Annotated in this window: 14 protein-coding genes; 3 read left to right on the forward strand and 11 right to left on the reverse strand. The window is 69.4% G+C overall.

All coding sequences use genetic code 11. The annotated features are described in order from the left end of the window. Positions 1-158 precede the first annotated feature (158 nt). Both HNR16_RS13390 and HNR16_RS13395 read left to right on the forward strand, forming a co-directional pair. The gene (locus HNR16_RS13390; RefSeq protein WP_158041068.1) at positions 159-1,445 is read left to right on the forward strand and encodes a flavin-containing monooxygenase; all 1,287 of its coding nucleotides are present in this window, start codon (positions 159-161) and stop codon (positions 1,443-1,445) included. A 158-nt stretch (positions 1,446-1,603) separates the two neighbouring features. Beyond that, positions 1,604-3,022 carry an HNH endonuclease signature motif containing protein gene (locus tag HNR16_RS13395; protein WP_158041067.1) on the forward strand — a complete coding sequence of 473 codons (1,419 nt, stop codon included), beginning with the start codon at positions 1,604-1,606 and terminating at the stop codon, positions 3,020-3,022. Positions 3,023-3,077: 55 nt separating this feature from the next. Here the strand turns inward: HNR16_RS13395 and HNR16_RS13400 are convergent, their stop codons facing one another. The 3 genes from HNR16_RS13400 to HNR16_RS13410 form a co-directional block, all read right to left on the reverse strand. Continuing rightward, entirely contained in the window at positions 3,078-4,172 is a 1,095-nt protein-coding gene (locus tag HNR16_RS13400; protein ID WP_218868448.1) for a M20 family metallopeptidase, read from the reverse strand. A gap of 67 nt (positions 4,173-4,239) precedes the next feature. After that, on the reverse strand, positions 4,240-4,914 hold the full coding sequence (locus tag HNR16_RS13405) for a DUF1028 domain-containing protein (protein ID WP_158041065.1): 675 nt from the start codon (positions 4,912-4,914) through the stop codon (positions 4,240-4,242). Next, positions 4,911-5,360 (reverse strand): RidA family protein, encoded by a 450-nt coding sequence (locus tag HNR16_RS13410; RefSeq protein WP_158041064.1) that lies wholly within the window; start codon positions 5,358-5,360, stop codon positions 4,911-4,913. The genes HNR16_RS13405 and HNR16_RS13410 overlap by 4 nt, the downstream gene beginning before the upstream one ends. 181 nt (positions 5,361-5,541) lie before the next feature. Between HNR16_RS13410 and HNR16_RS13415 the strand changes: the two genes are divergently transcribed. Beyond that, positions 5,542-6,576: a LysR family transcriptional regulator gene (locus HNR16_RS13415; protein ID WP_158041063.1), complete on the forward strand. Its 1,035-nt coding sequence runs from the start codon at positions 5,542-5,544 to the stop codon at positions 6,574-6,576. A 70-nt stretch (positions 6,577-6,646) separates the two neighbouring features. Here the strand turns inward: HNR16_RS13415 and HNR16_RS13420 are convergent, their stop codons facing one another. From HNR16_RS13420 to HNR16_RS13455, 8 genes are all read right to left on the reverse strand, one after another. Next, entirely contained in the window at positions 6,647-8,002 is a 1,356-nt protein-coding gene (locus HNR16_RS13420) for an MFS transporter (RefSeq protein WP_225737909.1), read from the reverse strand. A 180-nt stretch (positions 8,003-8,182) separates the two neighbouring features. Beyond that, positions 8,183-9,613 carry a purine-cytosine permease family protein gene (locus HNR16_RS13425; RefSeq protein WP_158041062.1) on the reverse strand — a complete coding sequence of 477 codons (1,431 nt, stop codon included), beginning with the start codon at positions 9,611-9,613 and terminating at the stop codon, positions 8,183-8,185. A gap of 204 nt (positions 9,614-9,817) precedes the next feature. Further along, positions 9,818-11,371, reverse strand: coding sequence for a GMC family oxidoreductase (locus tag HNR16_RS13430; protein ID WP_158041061.1), 1,554 nt, complete (start codon positions 11,369-11,371; stop codon positions 9,818-9,820). A 155-nt stretch (positions 11,372-11,526) separates the two neighbouring features. Then, positions 11,527-12,558, reverse strand: coding sequence for a c-type cytochrome biogenesis protein CcsB (gene ccsB / locus HNR16_RS13435; RefSeq protein ID WP_158041081.1), 1,032 nt, complete (start codon positions 12,556-12,558; stop codon positions 11,527-11,529). Between the two features lie 62 nt (positions 12,559-12,620). Then, entirely contained in the window at positions 12,621-14,303 is a 1,683-nt protein-coding gene (gene resB, locus HNR16_RS13440; RefSeq protein ID WP_158041060.1) for a cytochrome c biogenesis protein ResB, read from the reverse strand. Continuing rightward, positions 14,287-15,087 carry a cytochrome c biogenesis CcdA family protein gene (locus HNR16_RS13445; protein ID WP_158041059.1) on the reverse strand — a complete coding sequence of 267 codons (801 nt, stop codon included), beginning with the start codon at positions 15,085-15,087 and terminating at the stop codon, positions 14,287-14,289. The genes resB and HNR16_RS13445 overlap by 17 nt, the downstream gene beginning before the upstream one ends. Further along, positions 15,084-15,704, reverse strand: a complete 621-nt coding sequence (locus HNR16_RS13450) for a TlpA family protein disulfide reductase (RefSeq protein WP_218868763.1) — start codon at positions 15,702-15,704, stop codon at positions 15,084-15,086. Before HNR16_RS13450 ends, HNR16_RS13445 begins: the two co-directional genes overlap by 4 nt. Then, complete coding sequence (locus HNR16_RS13455) at positions 15,701-16,348, reverse strand: histidine phosphatase family protein (RefSeq protein ID WP_158041058.1); 648 nt, start codon at positions 16,346-16,348, stop codon at positions 15,701-15,703. Before HNR16_RS13455 ends, HNR16_RS13450 begins: the two co-directional genes overlap by 4 nt. Between the last annotated feature and the right edge of the window lie 20 nt (positions 16,349-16,368).

Consider the following 16,368-nt stretch of genomic DNA (forward strand, 5'->3'; position numbering starts at 1 on the left):
AGCGCTCCGCGAACGTGTATTGGCATGATGCTACGCACCTGAGGTTTGCTTGAGGACAACCCGGACGGTGACGGCCCCGACGACGTGGCGTCGTCCCAGCCGCCCGGGCCCGAAGAGCATCGAACGCAGGCACACGGCCTGGCGGAGTGGAGGTCGACATGCCCATTCAGGAAACCGAGGTCCTCGTCGTCGGCGCGGGCCAGGCGGGCATCGCGATGAGCGAGCACCTGACCCGCGCCGGAATCGCCCACCTGGTACTGGAACGCGACCGCGTCGCCGAGCGGTGGCGCTCCTGGCGCTGGGACTCGCTCGTCGCCAACGGGCCGGCCTGGCACGACCGGTTCCCCAACCGCGAGTTCGGCGACACCGCGCCCGACGCCTTCGCGACCAAGGACCAGGTCGCCGACTACCTCGCCGCCTACGCCGAACAGTTCGACGCCCCCATCCGCACGGGCGTCGAGGTCACCGGGGTGCGCCGTTCCGAGGGACGCCCCGGATTCGACGTGACGACCTCGGACGGGCCCGGCCACGCGCGCTTCGTCGTCGCCGCCACCGGACCGTTCCAACGTCCCATCATTCCCGCACTCGTCCCCGAGAGCGCCGGCATCCCGCAGATCCACTCGGTCGACTACCACAACCCGCAACAACTGCCCGAGGGCGGCGTGCTCGTCGTCGGCGCCGGATCGTCCGGCGTGCAGATCGCCGACGAGATCCAGAAGTCGGGCCGACAGGTGCACCTCGCAGTCGGACCGCACGACCGACCGCCACGGGCCTACCGTGGGCGCGACTTCTGCTGGTGGCTCGGTGTGCTCGGCAAGTGGGACATGACGACCCCCGCCGCGGGCGCCGAACACGTCACGATTGCCGTCAGCGGCGCGAACGGCGGCCACACGGTCGACTTCCGCGAACTCGCAGCGGGGGGCATCCAACTCGTCGGGCGAGCGAACGCCTTCCAGGACGGCGTCATGCGCTTCGGCACCGACCTCGCCACGAACATCCGGAACGGCGACGCCAACCTCTTCGCCCTCCTCGACGAAGCAGACGCCCACATCGAACGAAACGGCCTCGACCTCCCCGAAGAGCCGAGCGCGCGGGATCTGCTGCCCGACCCCGAGTGCATGACCGACCCCGTCCTCGAACTCGACCTCCGCGACGCCGGGATCCGCTCGATCGTGTGGGCGACCGGTTTCGCCGTCGACTTCGGCTGGCTCCCCGAGGGCGCGGTCGACGCGCAGGGCAAGCCGCGCCACCAGCGCGGCGTCGCCGCCGAACCCGGCGTCTACTTCCTCGGCCTCCCCTGGCAGTCGCGTCGCGGCTCGAGCTTCATCTGGGGCGTCTGGCACGACGCGAAGTACGTGGCCGACCAGATCTCGATCCAACGCGGCTACGATGCCTACCGATCGCCCGCCGACACCGCGACGGAAGCGGCACCCACGCGCGTCTGAACGGCATGACGACGCCCCGGATCCCCACGAGTTCGGAGGATCCGGGGCGTCGTCATGCGCATCGCGCACGATGCGTCCACAGGCGGCCGCGGTGTCGTTCCTCCACAGCCCCGCGCGCGGACGAGCACACATCGTCGAGCACCCGCTGAACTCGTGTCATGTCCCACGACGACCGCGAGGCCTCCGCGGACCCGGCCACGGCCCTCGCGCTCGCCTGCCGGGCCCTCACCGACGAGGTGCGGTCGTGCTCGACGGCACTCGCGGGTCGAACCGAGCATGTCGCCGAGGCCTCAGAGGCCGCCACGTACCTCGACGCCCTCGAGCTGCTCACGGATCTCGCCCGCACCCTCCAGGATCTCCAGTCCGCCGGCGCGGCAGCGAGCGCGCGCATCGAGAACGTCCTGCGCGAGCGAGCGATGAGCGAGGCCCGAATCGTTCACCCGGAGGAACCACGCGCCGTCGAGTGGCTCCTCCGCGAAGCAGCGGCCGAACTCGCCGCCAGCCTCGTGCAGACCGACCGCGGCATGGTCCATCGGCTTGACGCCTCGCACGAACTCGTCACCGACTACGCCGCCACCCACACGGCGCTCGCCACAGGACGCGTCTCACAACAACACGCCGATGAACTGCGCCGAGCAGGCACGCCCGTCACCGACCCGGACGCGCGGGCCGAATACGAACGCGTCGTGCTCGAGTACGCCGAGACCGCCTCCCCCGCCCGCACCCGAGCGTTCGCGAAGCGAGAGGCAGAGCGGCACGCGACCGTGCCGTTCGCGGAACGCCACGAACACGCCCGCGACGAGCGGCGGATCCGCATCTGCGAGCTCACCGACGGCATGTGCCAGCTCTCCGCGACGCTGCCCGCCGTCGAGGGATACGCGATCTACGACCGACTCGGGCGACTCGCGCACGCCTCGCGGGGCGACGACGAGTCACGCACGATCCCCCAACGCGAGGCGGACCTGCTCACCGATCTGCTGCTCGGCGCCTCGCTGACCGGAAGCGACGTGCAGGTTGGGCAGCACGGTACTGCGCCGCGAATCGTCGGCCACGTCTACGTCACCGTGCCCGCTCGCCCCCTCCTCGACGGCACCGACCCCGGCAGCACGACGGACTCGACACCTGAAGAACGCGTCGCACTCATCGACGGGCGCATCCCGATCGCCGTAAGCGATGCAGCGACCCTCCTGGCCGGGGCCCGCTCCTTCACTCGAGTGCTCACGGACCCGACAAGCGGTGTGGCATGGGCCACCGACACCTATCGCCCGACGAAGGCCATTCGCGAGCACCTGACCGTCCGAGACGCGCACTGCCGGTTCCCCGGCTGCCGCACACCCGTCAGGAACTGCGACATCGATCACACGACCGACTGGCAACACGGCGGCGACACCACGTCGACCAATCTCGCGGCACTCTGCCGTCGACACCACACGCTCAAGCACCGAACCCGCTGGACACCGCGGCACGACTCGAACCAACCAGGCGTCCTGCACTGGACGAGCCCGACGGGACGAGTCCTCACGGATATCCCCGAGCCGCCGGGCCCACGCCCCCGACGCATCGCGGCGTCGGACTGACAGGCGTCCGGTAGAGAACGCCCGGAGGCAGGAGGCTCCGCCTCGTCGAGTCGACCTAGCGCTCTGTGACGAGTGCGTCGACCGCCGTCTGCGCGAGGAGCGTGGCACCGTCGATGACAGTCCGATCGGCGCGCGGCGTAGCGCTCGCATCCGCGAATGCGGCCTGGTGGTTGACGGCCGGCAACGAATCGATCGACAGATAGGGGTGAATCGCCCGCACGATCTGCGAGACGTTCCCCATGTCGGTCGATGCCGTGTTCATCCCCCCGGCACGCGCCTCCTCCAGGTCGAGGTCGATGCCCCGCGCGGCGGCGTTCGCCGCAAAGGCCCGGACGAGTGCGTCGTCGTTGCGGAACTCGGAGTACCGGGGCGAGGTCTCCGTGATCGTCAATTCGCAGTCCGCCGCGAGCGCGCCGGCCTCGAAGCAGCGGCGAACCTTCTGGAACACCGTCTCGAGTTCCTCGAGTGACGAGGCTCGCACGTACCACGAGCCGTGCGATGTCTCGGGGATGGCGTTCGGCGCGGTTCCCGCCTCGCGGACGATGCCGTGCACGCGCACACTCGACGGAAGCTGTTGACGAAGGAGTCCGATCGCAACCTGTGCGATCGTGAATGCGTCCGCGGCATTGCGTCCGAGGGACGGATAGGCCGCTGCGTGCGCGGCGAAACCCTCATACGACACATCGAAGTGGGCAACGGCGAACGGTCGCGCGTACGCCGCATCTGCGGGACCGGGATGGATCATCATCGCGATCTCCACCCCGTCGAAGACGCCTGCGTCGATCATGTGGATCTTGCCGCCACCGCCCTCCTCGGCGGGAGTGCCAATGACCTGCACGGTGGCGTCGAGGTCATCGGCGATGCTCGCGAGCGCGATACCGGCGCCGACGCCGCTCGCTGCGATGATGTTGTGGCCGCACGCGTGCCCGAGCCCCTCGAGCGCATCGTATTCAGCGATGAACGCAACCCGACGTGAACCGGATCCGGCGCCGGCCACGAAGGCGGTGTCGAGCCCACCGGCTCCGCGCTCCACGCGAAAGCCGGAGGCCTCCAAGGCTCCCGTCAACAGCTCCGCGGAGTGGTGCTCCTGCCATCGGATTTCCGGGTCGGCGTGCAGCGCATGACTGATTCCTACGAGCTCGTCGGCCATTTCGTCCACCCGGGTGACGATCTGCCTCTTCAGTTCGGCTGCGTCGTGCGCACCGGCAGTCCGCCGGTCACTCATCGCCGGGCACTCCGTAGGAGGGTGCCGCCGTCGGATCGATCCCACGTGTCCGGTAGTCGGCCTTCTGCGGCAACCAGAGGGCGACGAGTCGCGCCAGCTCCGCGCCCGGGTCGTCGTGGTCGTCGACGCGCAGATCGGTCACGCGCCATGGCACGTCTTCCACGACAGCGATGCCTGCTGAGCGGACGGGGCCCGCTTCACCACCTGCGGCAAGCGCAGCGGCGAAGCCTTCGAGCAGTCGTTCCTCGAACGTGGCGGCGGTGCTCGCGAGGTAGCCGTCGAGGTATGCGTCGATCACGGCTTCCGAGGCGAGCATGTTGCCGGCCGCGACGGCGTTCTCCACGGCACGTGCCGCCACGATGCCGAGTGCGCGATCACCGGAGAACACGCGTGTCCTTCCGTCGGCGTCGACGGCGGTCAACTGCCTGAACTCGGGGTGGGATTCCGTCTCGATCACGGCATCGATCGCTTCGTGTGCCGTCCGCCCGGCCGCGAGCCGGTCGAGGACGGCCGGCCCGAGCGCGGGGTTCGTCACGTTCTGCGATGCGGCCGCGCCGACACCGGGGCGGAGGTTCACGCACCGCGAGGCGACAGCCGGGCTCGACGAGGAGATGATCATGCCGAACGCGCCGGTCTGCGGATCGCGTGCGGCGAGCGAGAAGGTCATACCGTCGCCTCGCTCAGTCCGGCGGCGCGCGACGCATCGCTGATGACGGCCGTGACGTCGATCTCGACGAGCCACTCGGGGCGGGCGAGTGCCTCGACGACGAGGCCTGTGGAAACGGGGTAGACGCCCTTGAGCCAGGTCCCCATCGTCCGGTAGACCGTCTCGCGGTACCGGATGTCGGTGAGATAGACGACGACCTTCACGATGTCCTCGAGCTTCGAACCGGCCTCGCGCAGCAACATGTCGACGTTCGCCATCGCTCGCTCGGTCTGCGCCTCGACGTCACCGATGCCGACGCTCTCGCGCGTGTCGAGGTCCTGTCCGATCTGGCCACGAACGTAGACGACGCCGCCTGCGACGACGGCCTGGCAGAGGTCGTTGTCGAGGTTCTGTTCCGGGTAGGTCTCCTTGGTGTTGAACGGTCGGATACGCGTGTGCTCCGTCATCGGATGCCCCCGTCGGTGAAGTTCGTCGTCCGGTGTTCGTCCACCGGTGCACGTCGGTGCTGGATCGGACCCGTTGCGGGTCCCTTCGAGTCTCAGTGATCCCCGCGCATGAGGCAAATAGAGTCGTGGCACGACTCGCATCACGAGAAGCGATACGCCTCGACTCCGTAGACTCCACGGCATGCTCCGAATCGACTCGGGTGATGCGGGCGACGATGCCGTCGCGCCGGGCGGCTCGCGCACGCCCGAGATCACGTTCACCCAGCTGCGCTACTTCGTCCGTTCCGCCGAGCTACGTTCCATGAGCAAGGCGGCGGTGAGCCTGTTCGTCGCGCAGTCGGCGATCTCGACGTCGATCGGCAACCTCGAGCGCACGCTCGGGACCGCGCTCTTCGTCCGGCATCGGGCGAAGGGCCTGTCGTTGACGGCCGAGGGCGTCACGTATCTCGCGGAGGTTCGCGGCGTCCTGCAGGCGCTCGAGGAGGCGAATCTCGCGATCGACCCGAGCCGGATGGCGGGGTCGTACGAGGTCGGCTGCTTCCCCACCCTCGTCCCGTTCTGGATGCCCTCGGCCATGAACGACCTGCGCGAGCGCTACCCCGATCTGCACACCAAGATCCGTGAGGTCCGCGATGACGAGATCGCGCGTCGCCTGCTCGACCGTGAGCTCGAGGTCGTCCTGGCCTACGACCTGACGACCCACCCGCAACTCGATTTCGTGCCCATCGCCACGGCCCCGCCCTACGCGGTCGTGTCGGTCGATCACCCGCTCGCGGCGCGCGGGCGCGTCCGTCTGGGCGAGCTGTCGGAGTCGACTCCGCTCATCCTGCTCGACATGGCGGGCAGCGCCCAGTACTTCCGCCGCACACTCGAAGCTGCCGGGGCCTCCACCGAGCCCGTCCACCGCCTCGAGAACTACGAGGCCGTGCGCGCCATGGTCGCCCGAGGCCACGGTTACACACTGTTGAACCAGCGCCCTCGGCACGACTTCACGTACGACGGCTACGAGACCCGCACGCTCGCCCTCGAACCGGACCTCCCCTCGCTGCACGTCGGGTTCATGATCCGCTCGAGCGAACCGCTCACGCGCAAGGGTGCCGCGTTCATCCGCTCGTGTCACACCTTGGCCGTCGAGCTGGGCCAGGCCGTCGGCACCGTTCCCAACCTCGTGCGGGCCGCGCGGCTGGACGATCTCGACACGCCGGCCTCGGACTGACACCCGGGACAGGCCGCACGACGAACGTGCCCGCACGGATCGCCGTGCGGGCACGTTCGTCGCAACGGGGTCAGCCGCGTACGGGCGCTCCCGTGCGGTCTTCCTCCTTGAACAGATCGATGCCACGCGTCTCGGGGAGCGATGCGACGGTCACGATGCCGACGACGCCGACGACCATCAGGAACCAGCCCGGGACCAGGTCGTGACCCGTCGCGTCGATGAGCCACGTGATGACGTAGGGCGCCGTGCCCGCGAACAGCGCGGCGGTGACGGCGTACGCGATCGACAGGCCCGATTGGCGCGTGCGCGTCGGGAACAGCTCGGCGACCGTGACGGCGTGCGTGCCGAGGATGATCGCGAGGATGAGGGCGAGCCCGAGCGTCGACACGAACGTCGCCGAGGGGGCTCCGGACTGCATGATCATGAAGAGCGGCACGGACAGCACCGTCAGTGCGATCGCGGCCGTCATGAGGACGGGCTTGCGGCCCCAGCGGTCGGACGCGATGCCCGCGAGCGGGACGATCACGAGCCCGAGTGCCGATGCGAGCGTCGAGAGGAGAGCCGCCTGGTCCGCACTGATCCCCACGACCGTCTCCTGGTAGGTCAGGAGGTAGACGAGCACGACGTAGAACGTGACGTTCATGAAGATCTCCATGCCGCACGTCTGGAGCAGCTGTCGCCAGTTGTCGCGGAAGACCTCGCGGAGCGGGCTCTGCGGGACGTTCTCGAGCTCCTGCAGCTCCTCGAACTCGGGGGTGTCCTCGATCTTGGAGCGGATGTAGAGGCCGATGAGGCCCATGGGCACCGTGATGAGGAACGGTATGCGCCAACCCCAGTCGGCGATCTGCTCGGCGGGCATCGAAACGTTCAGCAGGAAGACGGCGAACGACGCGAGGAGGAAGCCGAGGAGGCTGCCGAACTCGAGCCACGACACCCCGAAGCCGCGGCGCTTGGGCGGCGAGTACTCGGCGAGGAAGGCCGCGGCCGAGCCGAACTCACCACCCGCTGCGAGGCCCTGCACGATGCGCGCGATGACGAGCAGGATCGGGGCGAGGATCCCGATGGTTCCGTAGCCGGGCAGGAGGCCGAGCATCAGAGTCGAGGCGGCCATCGCGAGGATGACGATCGAGAGGGTCTTCTTGCGCCCCATGCGGTCGCCGAGGTGGCCGAATATGACGGCGCCGAGCGGGCGGACGAAGAACGAGATTGCGAAGACGCCGAAGACGGACAGCAGGCTGGCGGTCGCGTCTTCCTGCGGGAAGAACACGTGGGCGATCGTGCCGGCCATGTAGGCGTAGACGGCCCAGTCGAACCAGTGGACGAGCACGCCGATCGAGCCCGCGACGACGCTCTTGCGGAGTGTCTTGCGGTCCGGGGCGTGTGGGACGCGGGGCTCGGTGGCCATCTCGTCGTCACGATCGGACATGGGTCCTCCTCTCGGTGCCTCGACGTCGAGGCGGAACGACTTCCACCATGCGCGAACCGGCCCCATCAGGCGAATAGTCGTTGCACATGAAGCGCATCTGGCCGGCTGATGCAGGGTGCTCGACGCGCACGCCGGACGCCCGCACGGCGCGTGAGCGTGCGGGCGTCCGGGGCGGCGGCGTCAGGCGGTTGTGACGGGCTGCGCCGGTGTCAGGTCGGTCGTGCCACGGCCGCGCCGTGAGAAGGCGCGGGCGAGCACGAAGTAGAGCGGCGAGATCACGGCGAGCCCGACGATCCACGAGATGTCGATACCGAGCGCGGCACCGATGGGCCCCTCGTAGAGCGTCGTCACCATGAACGGCACCTGGATGACCGCGCCGAGCAGATAGCAGGCGATCGCGATCCAATTGAAGCGGCCGTACACGCCACCGTCGCGGCGGAAGAAGTCGTCGACGCGGTAGTCGCCCTTGTGCAGCAGGTAGTAGTCGACGAGGTTGATCGCCGTCCACGGCACGAGCACGTACAAGAGCAGCGCGAGGAAGTTCGAGTAGTGGGCGAGGAAGTCGTCGCGCCCGACGAGCGCCAGGACGAGCGACAGCCCGAAGATGATCGCCGCGACGACGGCGCGCGTGATCGCTCGCGGATTCCATGACGGGACGAACGTCTGCCCGATCGTCAGGACCGACAGGACACCGCAATAGAGGTTCATCGAGTTGGTGCCCGCGACGCCGATCGAGAACACGGCGATGATCGGCACGGCCATCGGCCCGAGGAGCTGCCCCAGACCACCGACGATGTCGTCCCCGGACTGGCCGAGTGCCACGAGGATGCCGCCGACGAGCGTGCCCAGGACCATGGGCAGGTACGAGCCGAGGATGCATCCCGCGTACGACACCCAGAAGGCCGTGCGGGGGCCCGTGTCCTCGGGCAGGTAGCGCGAGTAGTCCGACACGTAGGGCGCGTAGGCGATCTGCCACAGCGCGGCGACCGAGACGGCCCCCATGAAGCCGGCCAGGTTGAACGAACCCGTCGACAGCAGGTTCGCGGGAAGTCCGGCGGCGATGATCGTGATGAACGCGACCGCGAGGGCGATGCCGGAGACGATCGACATGATGCGCGTGTAGGCGTGGATGAGGCGGTACCCGAATGCCGCGGCGGCGACACTGACGATGCCGACGAGCACGATGCCCCAGTCGACGGGCACGACGGGTGCGACGACGTTGACGGCCTGGCCGCCCAGGACGAGGTTGGCGGCGAAGAAGCCGATGTACATGATGACGACGACGGCGACGACGAGGAGCGCGCCGAACGACCCGAACTGGCCGCGGGTCTGCACCATCTGCGGGACGCCCAGCTTGGGCCCCTGAGCCGAGTGCAGCGCCATGAAGACGCCGCCGAGCAGATTGCCGACGAGGAGCGCGATGACGCCCGTCACGACGTCGAGGCCGAAGACGGTCGACGACAGCGCGCCCGTCACGACCGTCAGCACCATGATGTTCGAGCCGAACCAGATGGTGAACAGGTCGCGCGCTTTGCCGTGCCGCTCGTTGAGCGGGATCGGTTGGATGGTCTTGTCCTCGATGCGAGGCACCTGGGCGACAGGTACGTTCATGCGGAGCTCCTCGTGGTCCTGGGGGACCGCCACGTCGCGGCCACCCCGTCAGCGTCCTGGATCCGGAGCCGATCGGTCCAACAGTCGTTCGCGATGCGCTGCATCACGTCCCGTGATGCAGCCGATTCGGCCGCCGCCCGGTGCGGGAACGCGCCCGTGCGGCCGTCCCCCGCTCGAGGACGGCCGCGGGTAAGGTGATGAAGCTCAATCGCTCGCGTCCACCGAGCGCGTCGCCGCGGCGTCCTCGAGGACGAGCTCGGCCGCGCGCTCGGCGAGCACCATGATCGTGATGACGGGGTTGAGTGCCGTCAGGGTCGGGAACGCCGAGGCGTCGGCGACGCGCAGCCCGGCGACCCCGCGGACCCGCAGACGTTCGTCGAGGACGGCCTCCGGGTCACCGTCCGCGCCCATCCGGGCGGTGCAGGACACGTGGTAGACGGTGTTGTGGACGGCCCGTTCGGCGGCGGACACGTCCTCGTCGCTCGTGACGCCCGGCCCGGGGAACACCTCGCGCACGACACGGGCGGCGAGGGGTGGTGCCGCGGCGACGCGGCGGGCCAGCCGGACGCCTTCCACGAGCATGCGCTCGTCGTGCCCGTCGGGGTCGGTGAACGAGCCGTAGTCGATCGAGGGCGCGACGTCGGGATCGGCCGAGGTGATCCACACGCGGCCGCGGCTCGCGGGCTTCGCGACGTTCGGCGCGAGCGCGAAGAGCCGCTCGGGCAACTCGATGCCTGCGGCCTCGAGTTGCGCGGTCCACGCTTCGACGGGGGCGTGAGTCGACACGTCGGGGCCGCGCCCCTCCTCGACGCGGACGACGTAGCCACCGTCCCAACCGCTCGCGCACACCGTCGGGTCGATGTCGTCGGCGATCTCGAACACGACCATGCCCTCGGCGTGGTCCTGCAGGTTCCGACCGACCCCCGGTGAGTCGACGACGACGGGAACACCCGCCGCCTCGAGGACGTCGCGGGGGCCGATGCCCGAGAGCTGCAGCAGTCGCGGCGTGTCGATCGCGCCGCACGCCACGATCACCTCGGCGCGCGCCCGGTCCAGGTGCGCTGCACCACCGGCGTCGACCGTCCGGACACCCGTGCATCGGCCGTTTTCGACGACGAGCCCGACCGCGCGCCGCTCCGTGCGGACGACGAGGTTCGGCCGGTCCTCGACGGGGTGCAGGTAGCTGTGCGACGCGCTCGAGCGCTGGTTCGTGGCCGGGTCGTAGCCCACGTCGAAGAAACCGGCGCCCTCGCTGATCCCCCGGCGGTTCCAGTCGTCGACGACGGGCAGGCCGAGTGCCTTCGACGCCGCCTCGACGACGTCGACGACGTGCGGGTTGCGGTCGCCGGCACCGACGGGTGCGATGGGCGCCGACAGCCGCTCCCATGCGGGTTCGAGCGCTTCGGGGGTCCAGCCCACGGCGCCGAGCGCGACCCACTCGTCGAGATCGCTGCGCAGCGGCTTCCACGCGATCATCGTGTTGCACGTCGAGCAGCCGCCGATGATGCGCGCGCGGGACTGCCTGATGCCCGAGTTGCCGCGCACGTTCTCGACGCTGCGATAGTCGAGGTCGTATTCGCCCTCGAGCATGTCCGCCCAGCGGCGCAGTGATTGCGCGCGCGGTTCGTCGGCGTCGTCCGGCCCCCACTCGAGGAGGAGGACGCGCACCGCGGGGTCCGCGCTCAATCGGTTCGCGAGGACGCACCCCGCGGTCCCGCCGCCCACGACGACGTAGTCGAACTCGTCCGTTCCCGTCATGCCCGCTCCTCCGCAGTCCGCGGCCGACGTGTCCCGCGGCCGGTGCTCCGAGTCAAGGGGCACCCGGTCATCGACGCAAATGTCGGAACACGAAACGGTGCATCACCGTGGGTGATGCACCGTCGCGTGCGTGACGGCGCGTCCGCCGAAGGACCTCAGAGCCCGGAGTACGCGTGCAGCCCCTTGAAGAAGACGTTGACGATGCCGAAGTTGAACAGCACGGTCAGGAAGCCGACGATCGAGAGCCATGCGGAGGGCGTCCCGCGCCAGCCGCGCGTCGCACGCGCGTGGATGTACCCGGCGTAGACGACCCAGATGATGAACGTCCAAACCTCCTTCGTGTCCCAACCCCAGTAGCGTCCCCACGCCTGCTCGGCCCAGATCGCGCCGCAGATGAGCGTGAAGGTCCACAGGATGAAGCCGACGACGTTGATCCGGTACGCGAGGTTCTCGAGCCGATCGGTGTCGGGGAGCGCCTGCAGGAAGCGGATCTTCGAGACGCGCCCGGCTCGCGCGTTCGCGGCGCGTCGCGTCTGGAGCAGCTGGAAGACGCTGAGACCGAATCCGAGGGCGAGGCATCCGGTCGCGAGCGAGGCGATGAAGACGTGGATGACGAGCCACGCCGATTGGAGGGCGGGCGCGAGCGGGACGACGTCGACGTAGAACCCGAGCGTCGTGAGGTTGAGCCAAAGCACCGCGAAGCCCGTGATGAAGGTTCCGAGGAAGCGCACGTCGGTCCAGAACTGGACGGCGAAGAACACGAGCACGATGAGCAGCGTGAACGTCATCGAGAACTCGTACATGTTCGACCAGGGCACGCGTCCGGCCGCGATGCCGCGCAGGATCGCCGCGGCGAGGTGGACGGCGAAGCCGAGGCCCATGATCCACATCGCGATGCGGAGCGACGGCGTCGCACGTGTGTCGCGCCAGCCGTCCTCGACGGTCGCGCGCGTCGATGCGAGTTTTCGTCCGGTGGCGGTCGTCGCGTCGGCGTCCGCGGTCGGGTCCGGGATGTCGGCGCCGGTCGCGTGGCCGTCGCTCGCCGTTCCCGCGGTGGCCCGGGCCCCGACGAGCGTGCGCTTCGTCGCGCCGACCGCGGATCCGGCCGCTCGTGGTGCGCCGATCCGGGCCGAGCGGCCCGCGAGGTCCATCGCGAAGAAGATGAAGGAGATCGCGTACGCGGCCATCGCGACGTACAGGAGCGTGTTCGACCACGTCGACAGGGTCTCGGTCAGACTGGTTGGGTCGCTCACGTCGTGCCTTCGTTCGTCTGCGGGGGTGGTGGGTCTTCGAGGTAGCCTACGAGGCCTTCCGAATGTGCGTCGAGCAGTTCGTTCACGGCGACCGCGAGTTGCGGGTCCTCGCCGCGGTTGAGGCCGGCGTATTCGACGAGCAGGGTGCCGTCGGGCTGTGGGATCGCCTTGACCCACATGCGTCGGCGCGGCACGAGCAGTGCAACGAGGAGCCCCGCCACGATGAGGATCGCGCAGGTGAGCACGGGCAGCTGCGTCGGATCGTGGTGGACGTCGAACGAGGCGAATCGGGGGATGTCGCCGAGGGTCACGGTGCCGCGGCCGCCGGGGAGCTCGACGGTCTCGCCGGGCCGGAGCTGGAGTGCGCGGGTGCCCGTGTCGCCGCCCGCGAGTTGCGTGAGCGTCTCCGTCTCGAGCGAGTAGACGCTCCTGGGCACACCGTCGTCGATGCCGAGGTCGCCCTCGTAGACGTTGAGCGTGAGGAGCGGATCGCGCAGGTCCGGGTGGTCGGACGAGTAGGCGCCCGAGTCGAGTTCGACCGCGCTCGGGTAGAAGAAGCCGATCATGCCGAGCTGCTGTTGGAGCCCGTCGGGCACCTTCACGACACCGAGGCTCGTGAGGTTGTTGTCCTGCGGGAGGAACGGCACGTTGTCCTCGAACACGACCGCGCCGTTCGGGTCCCGCACCGTGATCTGCGGGGCGTAGCCGTTTCCGAGCAGGTACACGTTCGTGTCGTCGTACCGCAGGGGCGCGTTGACGCGCACGGTGTCGTTCGCGGTCGTCCCGTCGGGGTCGATGACGGTGACGTTCGCCGCGAAGTCGGTCGGCTGCCCGATCGCGTTGGGGTTGGTCGACTCGTAGGTGATGTCGAACGAGTCGAGTCGCATCGCGTAGGGCGTCAGCTGCTCGGGCGAGAAGAAGCGGCCGGGCGTGAAGGACGAGTAGCTGACGAGATCGTTGACGAAGGTCTGCCCTTCGACGACGACGCGTTGCGCCTGCCACGAGAAGCCGCCGCCGATGCCGACGGCGATGATGATGCCGAGCATCGCGATATGGAACACGAGGTTGCCGGTCTCGCGCAGGTAGCCGCGTTCGGCGGAGACGGACAGTCCGCGTGTGCCCTTGTCGACGAGCACGGTGCGGTAGCCGCGTTTGTCGAGGAGGGCCTTGGCCTGCGCGATCACCTCGCCGCGGTGCTCGGCGGCGATGTGGTCGAGTCGGAGGGTGGAGTACGCGTCGAGCCGCTCGAGGCGAGCCGGTGTCGTCGGTGGCGGGGTGCGCAGTGCCTTCCAGTGGTGGGAGATGCGCGGGATGATGCAGCCGACGAGGGACACGAACAGCAGCAGGTAGATCGCGGTGAACCAGACCGAGCCGTAGACGTCGAACATCTGCAGCTTGTCGAGCACGGGCGCGAGTTCGGGTTCGGTCGCGAAGTACTGGGTGACGCCGTTGGGGTCGCTCGAGCGCTGCGGGACGAGCGAGCCCGGCACTGCGGCGACGGCGAGCAGCAGAAGCAGCAGGAGCGCGACGCGCATGCTCGTGAGCTGTCGCCACATGGCGCGCAGGAACCCGACGATGCGGCCGAGCGGCCCCACGGGCCCGGAGGTGCGCGCGGGTTTGCGATCGCGCTGCTCGAACCCGATCCGCCCCGCGTCGACGTGATCAGATGGGCGCGACATAGCCGGGGAGGATCGATCCGACGACGGACACGAACTGCTGCCACACGCCGAACACCATGAGCAGGCCGATGAGCATGAGGAGGGCCCCACCGGCCAGGTTGATCGCGCGGATGTGCCGGCGGAGCCAGTCGGCGCCGGTCGTCGCGGCGCCGAAGCCGAGTGCGAGCAGGATGAACGGGATGCCGAGTCCGATGCAGTACGCGAAGCCGAGGAGCGCGCCGCGACCGGGTGAGGCGGATTGGAAGCTGAGCGCCTGGATCGCGATGAGCGTCGGGCCGATGCACGGCACCCACCCGACGCCGAAGGCGACACCGAGGAGCGGGGCCGCGAGCAGGCCGGCCTGTGATCGCAGGGGCTTCCACTGTCGCTGCATGAAGCTCACCTGCCCGACGAACACGAGCCCCATGAGGAACACGACGACGCCGAGCACGCGCATGATGGTGCCCTGCGACGCGAGCAGCCACTGGCCCATCTGTCCGAACGCCGCACCCGCGACGACGTAGACGACCGAGAAGCCGATGACGAACAGCGTCGCGCCGAGGGCGACGCGGGTCTTCGGCCCGAGCCGCGTCGTCGTGGTGCCCGCGTCGGCCTGCGCGGTCTCGAGCCGACCGGATTCGGTGCGCGACCGCGAGGTCGCGCCGACGAGCCCGAGGTAGCCCGGCACGACGGGCAGCACGCAGGGTGACGCGAACGAGACGAGGCCCGCGAGCACGGCGAGCGGGAGGGCGAGCAGCAACTGCCCGCTCATGATGACGTCCCCCGCGTCGAGCGCGAGCGTCATGCGTCTTCCTCCGCCACGACGCGGTCGATCATCGGCCCGAGGATCGACGGATCGATCGGGCCGAGCACGACCGCGGCGACCCGCCCGCTGCGGTCGAGCACGAGCGTCGAGGGGATGGCCTGCGGTGGCACGTTGTCGGCGAACGCGAGGCGGACGCTCGCGTCCTCGACGTCGAGGATCGACGGGTAGGTGATGCCGAACGACTGGTTGAACGATTCGATCGTCGGCGCCTGGTCGTAGATGTTGACGCCGAGGAACTGCACGCCCTGCGGCTCGTACTCCTGCCACATCGTCTCGAGGCCCGGCGCTTCGAGACGGCAGGGCGGGCAGGCGGCGTACCAGAAGTTGACGACCGTGACGGTGCCGGCGAGCGACTCGGACGACACGGTCGTGCCGTCCTCGACCTCACCGGTGAAGACGACGGGGGCCTTGCGGGATTCGACGGGGAACTCGCTCCACGAGCCGTCCTCGGCCGTGACGCCCTGCCCCGGGTCGCTGCCGACCTGTTCCGCCCACGTGTCGCCCGCGCAACCGGTGAGGCCGATCGTGGCGATCGCGAGGATCGCCGCGACTCGCGCGGCGCGGCGGCCCCCTCGCGCTGGCCCTGCTGTCGTCACACGGCTCCCTGGTCTGTCGCGTCGGACGCCTCCTCGGCGGCCGGCTCGCGGTAGTCGATCTCCCTGAACCCGACGGCCGGGTCGTAGGCGAGCGTCGTGATGCTCGAGAGCGTGCAGCGACGCTGATCGGGCCGGTGCGCGAGCGGCTTGTGCACGACCGCCAGGTGGGTGACCCAGATGGGCAGTTGGTGCGACACAACGATAACATCGCCGCCCGGCGCGGCCTCGACGGCGTCGACCATCGCGGCGCGCACGCGGTCGCGCACGTGCGTGTACGGCTCGCCCCAGCTCGGCCTGAGCGGGTTCCAGAGGAACCGCCAGTTGGTGGGCTGCCGGAGCGCCGAATAGCGACCGTGCATGCGTCGCCCCTCGAAGCGGTTCCACGGCTCGATGACGCGATCGTCGGTCACGGGCTCGATGCCGAACGCGTCGGCGATCGGTTGTGCGGACTGTCGCGTGCGCACGAGCGGCGAGACGACGAGGCGGCTCGCAGGCACGTTGCGGGCGTGGAGGTCGTCGGCCGCGAGTTTCGCCATGCGGTGCCCGCGGTCGGACAGCTCGAACCCGGGGAGCCGCCCGTAGAGCAGCCCGTTCGGGTTGTCGACCTCACCGTGTCGGACGAGGTGCACGCGCTCTGCCACCATGGGCGTGATTCTACGGAGCA

The sequence above is a fragment of the Pseudoclavibacter chungangensis genome, assembly GCF_013410545.1.
GTDB lineage: Bacteria > Actinomycetota > Actinomycetes > Actinomycetales > Microbacteriaceae > Pseudoclavibacter > Pseudoclavibacter chungangensis.

Bases quoted from the DNA above. Each gene is read 5' to 3' on its own strand.
- resB (WP_158041060.1), bottom strand. From the start codon at position 14,303: ATGTCGCGCCCATCTGATCACGTCGACGCGGGGCGGATCGGGTTCGAG.
- HNR16_RS13445 (WP_158041059.1), bottom strand. From the start codon at position 15,087: ATGACGCTCGCGCTCGACGCGGGGGACGTCATCATGAGCGGGCAGTTG.
- HNR16_RS13425 (WP_158041062.1), bottom strand. From the start codon at position 9,613: ATGAACGTACCTGTCGCCCAGGTGCCTCGCATCGAGGACAAGACCATC.
- HNR16_RS13405 (WP_158041065.1), bottom strand. From the start codon at position 4,914: ATGACCTTCTCGCTCGCCGCACGCGATCCGCAGACCGGCGCGTTCGGC.
- HNR16_RS13430 (WP_158041061.1), bottom strand. From the start codon at position 11,371: ATGACGGGAACGGACGAGTTCGACTACGTCGTCGTGGGCGGCGGGACC.
- HNR16_RS13420 (WP_225737909.1), bottom strand. From the start codon at position 8,002: ATGTCCGATCGTGACGACGAGATGGCCACCGAGCCCCGCGTCCCACAC.
- HNR16_RS13390 (WP_158041068.1), top strand. From the start codon at position 159: ATGCCCATTCAGGAAACCGAGGTCCTCGTCGTCGGCGCGGGCCAGGCG.
- HNR16_RS13455 (WP_158041058.1), bottom strand. From the start codon at position 16,348: ATGGTGGCAGAGCGCGTGCACCTCGTCCGACACGGTGAGGTCGACAAC.
- HNR16_RS13395 (WP_158041067.1), top strand. From the start codon at position 1,604: ATGTCCCACGACGACCGCGAGGCCTCCGCGGACCCGGCCACGGCCCTC.
- HNR16_RS13415 (WP_158041063.1), top strand. From the start codon at position 5,542: ATGCTCCGAATCGACTCGGGTGATGCGGGCGACGATGCCGTCGCGCCG.
- HNR16_RS13410 (WP_158041064.1), bottom strand. From the start codon at position 5,360: ATGACGGAGCACACGCGTATCCGACCGTTCAACACCAAGGAGACCTAC.
- ccsB (WP_158041081.1), bottom strand. From the start codon at position 12,558: ATGGCCGCGTACGCGATCTCCTTCATCTTCTTCGCGATGGACCTCGCG.
- HNR16_RS13400 (WP_218868448.1), bottom strand. From the start codon at position 4,172: ATGGCCGACGAGCTCGTAGGAATCAGTCATGCGCTGCACGCCGACCCG.